This window comes from Novosphingobium sp. B-7 (genome assembly GCF_000410615.1).
Classification (GTDB): domain Bacteria; phylum Pseudomonadota; class Alphaproteobacteria; order Sphingomonadales; family Sphingomonadaceae; genus Novosphingobium; species Novosphingobium capsulatum.
The window spans coordinates 2,431-6,644 of sequence record NZ_KE148437.1 but is presented as its reverse complement, the minus strand read 5'-3'; the positions used below and the strand labels follow the sequence as shown (position 1 = coordinate 6,644).

5 protein-coding genes are annotated in these 4,214 nt (G+C 66.5%); all 5 read right to left on the bottom strand.

Annotated features, from left to right (window positions below; translation table 11 throughout):
* The coding region (locus H926_RS29035; RefSeq protein ID WP_305809480.1) for a biotin/lipoyl-containing protein at positions 1 to 307 on the bottom strand (307 nt) is incomplete at its 3' end.
* An 11-nt stretch (positions 308 to 318) separates the two neighbouring features.
* Complete coding sequence (locus H926_RS0119315) at positions 319 to 1,332, bottom strand: alpha-ketoacid dehydrogenase subunit beta (protein ID WP_022677760.1); 1,014 nt, start codon at positions 1,330 to 1,332, stop codon at positions 319 to 321.
* Between the two features lie 20 nt (positions 1,333 to 1,352).
* Positions 1,353 to 2,336, bottom strand: coding sequence for a thiamine pyrophosphate-dependent dehydrogenase E1 component subunit alpha (locus tag H926_RS0119310; protein WP_022677759.1), 984 nt, complete (start codon positions 2,334 to 2,336; stop codon positions 1,353 to 1,355).
* Positions 2,337 to 2,376: 40 nt separating this feature from the next.
* A complete protein-coding gene (locus tag H926_RS0119305; RefSeq protein ID WP_022677758.1) occupies positions 2,377 to 3,597 on the bottom strand; it encodes an acyl-CoA dehydrogenase family protein in 1,221 nt (406 codons plus the stop codon).
* 6 nt (positions 3,598 to 3,603) lie between these two features.
* On the bottom strand, positions 3,604 to 4,214 hold a 611-nt coding region (locus H926_RS35005; RefSeq protein ID WP_237741110.1), incomplete at its 5' end, for a thiolase family protein.

The window sequence follows — 4,214 nt, the reverse complement described above, 5'->3', positions numbered from 1 at the left end:
CGCTGGCATCGGCGGGGCGGAAGCCGGCGATGAACGCGTCGATATCAGCATCGCTGGTGCCCGGCTGGGCCAGCACTGCCAGCAGCGCGCCCACCGGCTGCGCGTCACCGCCGGCCGGGACCAGCACGCGGGCGAGCACGCCGTCCCATTCGGCTTCAACCTCGTTGGTGATCTTGGCGGTCTCGATCAGGCACAGCAACTGGCCGCGGGAAAAGCTCGCGCCTTCCTCCAGCTTCCATTCGGCGAGGGTTCCCTCGGTCATTTCGATGCCCCACTTGGGCATGCAGAAAGGGCGGATGTCGGGCATCGCTCTCTCCTTCAGCGCCAGGCCAGGACGCGGCGCACCGCCGCCTCGATCTTGTCGACCGAGGGCAGGTACGCGCTTTCCAGCTCGCGCGCGAACGGGATGGGGGTGTGCGGCGGGGTCACCTGCTGCGGCGGCGCCTTGAGGCTGGAAAACGCCTTTTCCGCTACCAGCGCGCACAGGTCTGCCGCCAGGCCGCAGCGCGGCGGCGCTTCATCGACCACGACCACGCGCCCGGTCACTTCCACGCTGTCGAGAATGGTTTCCTCGTCCAGCGGGCTGGTGGTGCGCAGGTCGATCACATCGCAGCCGATCCCTTCGGCGGCCAGGCGATCGGCCACGGCCTCGCACATGCCGAGCAGCAGGCCCGACGATATCAGCGTCACATCGCCACCAGCGCGGGAGAGGCGCGCGTGGCCGAACGGGATCATGAAATCCGGGTCATCGGGCACTTCGCCGCTGGTGGCATAGAGCGCCTTGTGTTCCAGGAAGATCACCGGATCATCATCGCGGATCGCGGTGCGCAAAAGGCCTTTCACGTCGGCCGGGGTAGAGGGCATCACCACCTTGAGGCCGGGCATCCCGGTGAGGATATGGTGGACCGACTGGCTGTGCTGCGCGGCGGCGTTGAACCCGGCGCCATAGGCCATGCGGATCACCGCCGGGCACCGCGTCTTGCCACCGAACATATAGCGGAACTTGGCGATCTGGTTCCACAGCTGGTCAAGGCTGACGCCGATGAAATCGGCAAACATCAGTTCGGCCACCGGTCGCTTGCCCGACAAAGCCAGGCCGGCCGCGGCGCCCATGATCGCGCTTTCCGAAATCGGCGTGTCGATCACCCGGCCGGGGCCAAAGCGATCATAAAGGCCGGTGGAGGTGGACCAGATCCCGCCGATCGCCTCGGGCCCGCCGGCCGTGCCCATGCCGCCCACCACATCTTCGCCCAGCACGACCACATCGGGGTCGCGTGCCATTTCCTCCATGATCGTGGAGAGCACGGCGTCGCGGTACATCATCTTGGTCATCGTTGCGTCTCTTCCCGCGATCAGTAGCTGATGTAGACGTCGGCCAGGACATCGTCGGCAGTGGGGCGCGGCGCCGCACGCGCGGCGGCCACGGCTGCCTCGATCGTGTCCAGCACCTGCGCGTCGAGCGCGTCGATATCGGCATGGTCGAGCAGGCCGGCGGCGGTCACCGCGTTGCGAAACCGCGTGAGGCAGTCGCGCTCGGCGCGGATGCGCTCGATCTCGCCCGGGCCGCGATAGCGCTGTGGATCGCCCTCGAAATGGCCGAAGAAGCGTTCGGTATCGAACTCTACCGCAGCCGGGCCGCCGCCGCCGCGCACGTGGTCCAGCACCTCGCGCATGGTCTCGTGCACGGCAAAGAAATCGGTGCCATCGGCGCGCCAGGCCTTCATGCCAAACGCCTCGGCGCGGCTGGCAATGTCGCGATTGGTGCCCACGGCATAGGAAACGCCGGTGTGTTCGGAATAGTGGTTGTTTTCGAACACGAAAATGCACGGGGCTTGGGTCACCACCGCCAGGTTCATCGCCTCGAACGTGGTGCCTTGGTTGCAGGCGCCATCGCCGGAAAAGGCGATCGCCACTTTCATGCCATCGGGTCCGGGTCCATCGGCCCGGCTGGCCAGCGCCGCGCCCACCGCGATCGGCGCGCCGGCGCCGACGATGCCGTTGGCGCCCAGCATGCCCTTGTCGATGTCGGCAATGTGCATCGATCCGCCCTTGCCCTTGCACAGGCCCTCGCGGCTGCCCCAGATCTCTTTCATCATCCCGTCCACGTCACAGCCCTTGGCCAGGCAATGGCCATGGCCACGGTGGGTGGAAACGATGCGGTCCTGCGTGCCGAGATGCTCGCACACTCCCACGGCCACGGCTTCCTGCCCGCAATAGAGGTGGGTGAAGCCGGCGATCTCGCCGGTCTGGATTTCGACGTGCAGCCTTTCCTCGAACTCGCGGATGGTCTTCATCGCGCGATAGGCGTTCAGCAGGGCTTCGCGGCTCAATTGCATTCCCTAACTCCCGACGGATTCTGTTCTGGCTGCCTGTGGCTTAAAGATGCAGCACGGTCTTGGCGATGATGCCCGCCTGCACTTCGTTGGTGCCGCCAAAGATGGTCCAGGCGCGGCTGTTGAGATAGCGGGCGGCGGCCACCTGGCTGGGCAGGCCATGCACCGGCTGCGGCGCCTGCGCGCCATAGAGCGGGCGCTGCCGTTCCAGTTCCAGGCCCGCCACGCCCAGCAGATCCATCGCCAGCAGGTCGATATCCTGCCGCAGGTTGGACGCGAGCAGCTTGACCAGCGAGGTCTGCGGGCCGGGCTTTTGCCCATGGGCGATTTCGGACAGGATCTTCAATTCGATCATTTCCAGCGATTCCACCCCCAGGCGGATGCGCGCCACGCGGCGGCGCCATTCGGCATTGCCGGCCATGGTGCCGCCGTGGCCATCAGGTTGTTCGCTGGCATCGGCTTCGATCCGGCGCAGGTCATAGGCCAGCTTGGGCGCGTGGCATGATCCGCCGCGTTCGTTTTCGAGCAGGAACTTGGCGAGCTTCCAACCGTCGCCTTCGGCGCCGACGCGGTCGCTTACCGGCACTTCCACGTCTTCCAGGAACACCTGGTTTACCTCATGATCACCTGCCAGAGTCAGGATCGGGCGCACCGAGATGCCGGGCTGGTTCATGTCCACCAGCAGGAACGAGATGCCAGCGTTCTTGTGCGCGCTGGCATCGGTGCGCGCCAGGCAGAACATGCGGTTGGCCCAGTGGGCGTGGGTGGTCCAGATCTTGGAGCCATTGACGACATAGCGATCGCCGCGTTCGTCGCTGACGCGCACCGCGCGGCATTGCAGGCTGGCCAGGTCCGATCCGCTGGCCGGCTCGGAAAAGCCCTGGCACCAATAGTCTTCGCCCGAGAGGATGCGCGGCAGGTAGTGCGCCTTCTGTTCGGGCGTGCCGAAGGCATAGATCACCGGCGCCACCAGCTTCAATCCCAGCACGGTAAGATTGGGCGCGCCGGCCTCGGCACATTCCTTTTCAAAGATATAGCGCTGCACCGGGCTCCACCCCGTGCCGCCATATTCGCGCGGCCATTGATAGGCGAGCCAACCCTTGCGGTGGAGCACCGCGTTCCATGCCTGGCCAATCTCGGGTTCGACGAAGACCGATGGCGTTGCCGCCGCACCATCGCGGATTTCGGCAGTGAGGTTTTCGGCCAGGAACGCGCGCACTTCGTCGCGGAAGGCCAGGTCTTGGGGAGAGAGATCGAGGTCCATATCGGGCTATTTCTGAAGGATGGTGACGGCCGAAACGCCGGGCGCGCCATAGACGTGGCTGTAGGCAGTGCGCGGATCGCCGGGCACTTGGCGGCCGCCGCCGGCACCCCGCAGCTGCACGACGTTTTCATAGACCTGGCGCAGGCCCGAAGCGCCGATGGGCTCGCCACAGGCCAGGCACCCGCCATCGGTGTTGACCGGCAGCGCGCCGCCGATCTGCGTGCGTCCTTGCGCCAGCCAGGCTTCCTGTTCGCCATCGGCGCAAAAGCCGTTTTCGGCCATGTGCATGATTTCCGCGCCGGCCTCGGTGTCCTGCAATTGCGCCACGGCGATATCGGCCGGGCCGATGCCGGCTGCCTCGAACGCGGCGGCAGAGGCCAGGCGCGTGGCGGTGGCCGTGCCGCCGCCGCTGTCGATGCTGGGGGCAAAAACCTCGAAGCTGCCGGGTGGGCGGGTGCGCATCGTGGCGGCGGCCAGGCGGATCGGCGTGGCGCCCAGCCGGCGGGCCATGCGCTCGCTCGCCAGAACCAGCGCCACTGCGCCTTCGCCTGGCGAGCAGAACATGAACTTGGTGAACGGGTCAGAGACCATCGGCGCATCGAGAATGGTGTCGAGCG